Origin of the sequence: Pseudomonas sp. URIL14HWK12:I6 (assembly GCF_000514195.1) — a bacterium.
Taxonomy (GTDB): Bacteria; Pseudomonadota; Gammaproteobacteria; order Pseudomonadales; family Pseudomonadaceae; genus Aquipseudomonas; species Aquipseudomonas putida_A.
This window is the reverse complement of sequence record NZ_AZVL01000055.1, coordinates 1-1295: the sequence shown is the minus strand read 5'-3', so window position 1 is coordinate 1295 and position 1295 is coordinate 1. Positions and strand designations below refer to the sequence as shown.

The following is a 1295-nucleotide window of genomic DNA, read 5'->3' as shown; positions in this document are numbered from 1 at the left end:
GGAAGGCAATCGCGCCCGGTGGCGCGGCCGGGCTTCAAACCCGGTTGGGGACGGCATCCGTTCCCGGGCAGGTTCGACTCCGGCTGCCTTCCGCCAATTACGCAATGCTCACACCCACAGGAGTTGACCATGCAGATGATTGAAGTGGTATCGCACCCAATTTAGTATTAAACCAGACCACACATGGTCCAGTTGCAACACATCGGAATCTTGCCTGTTGAGAAATCTGGGCTTTGCTAAGTCTGTGTTACTTCTACCAAGGTATGTCGCCGCTGTCCCGAAGGTGCTCCGCATACGGATGACAAATAAAAAGCTAGACGGATTGAGAAGAATATGTACAGCATCAAAAATACTGTTGTTGCTCTGGCTAAAATTCAGATTTCTCAAGGACGATGAGGACTGAGTCGGAAATGCGAGTCAATCACTGAAAATTACTGGAAGTGAAATCGCGTTGTTGAACGGAAAGTTATAACCAGCCCCCAAATAAAATCGAATGGACGAAGCGTGCATATGGAAAACTCTCTTGAGTCATTTTTGGCTACAAATAATATTTCTCAGGAAGTATGGGAAGGTTGTCAGTTAGACTGGAGCACTTTACAAGACATTGCAGCAGATCATGTTTGATCTTTGGGATCTTTGGTTTTTTTTAAACCCTTAATGCTTGTTTTATTTTGCCCTAGAAGCTCAGCCAATGACGTGACGTTTTTCACTTCAATATCTCGAGAGATAGGCTGCTGCTTTAACAAATCGGCCAGTTTGGCTAGGCTATTTTCTGACTCGCTAAAGCTAGATAAATTCCATGTCTTCGGCACCTTCAATTCATACAGGTATTTATTTAGATTGTCCGAAGCACTAATGGATTTGGCGCGAATAATTTCATCCATCCAAGAAGAGTAGCTAGCAAGTGCCTCCTTACTCGAATTCGCCTTTAAGCTTTGAATATCGCTCTGAAGCTTTTTAATTGTTTCTTGATACTCATTCCCCGTACCTTTAGCAACTGCCAACTCTCCAACCAAAAGTTCTAAGTAGATATAACTTATCTGGAACTAGGAGTTTTTTGTAAGACGTTAATTGGGAGAGTGATACGCTAGGCTTGGGACGCAAGCGCTGTATTCAGTACCTGGAATACTTCGACCGCCTCGGCCTGACCGACGCATCGGCGAATCCCGGGTGACCCGCCATGACAACGCGCTGGCCAGCGCCGACGCACCCTGAGTTCAAAGGAAGGCAATCGCGCCCGGTGGCGCGGCCGGGCTTCAAACCCGGTTGGGGACGGCATCCGTTCCCGGGCAGGT

Annotated in this window: 1 protein-coding gene, 1 tRNA gene and 1 pseudogene; 2 read left to right on the top strand and 1 reads right to left on the bottom strand. The window is 47.3% G+C overall.

Features of this window, described 5'->3' with window-relative positions:
• A tRNA-Sec gene (locus tag H043_RS0126490) sits at window positions 1-96 on the top strand.
• A gap of 518 nt (window positions 97-614) precedes the next feature.
• Here H043_RS0126490 and H043_RS0126485 read toward each other — a convergent pair.
• Complete coding sequence (locus H043_RS0126485; protein ID WP_155953523.1) at window positions 615-1004, bottom strand: hypothetical protein; 390 nt, start codon at window positions 1002-1004, stop codon at window positions 615-617.
• Window positions 1005-1081: 77 nt separating this feature from the next.
• Here H043_RS0126485 and H043_RS30095 point away from each other — a divergent pair.
• A pseudogene (locus tag H043_RS30095) lies at window positions 1082-1215 on the top strand (SelB C-terminal domain-containing protein); the annotation flags it as partial.
• Between the last annotated feature and the right edge of the window lie 80 nt (window positions 1216-1295).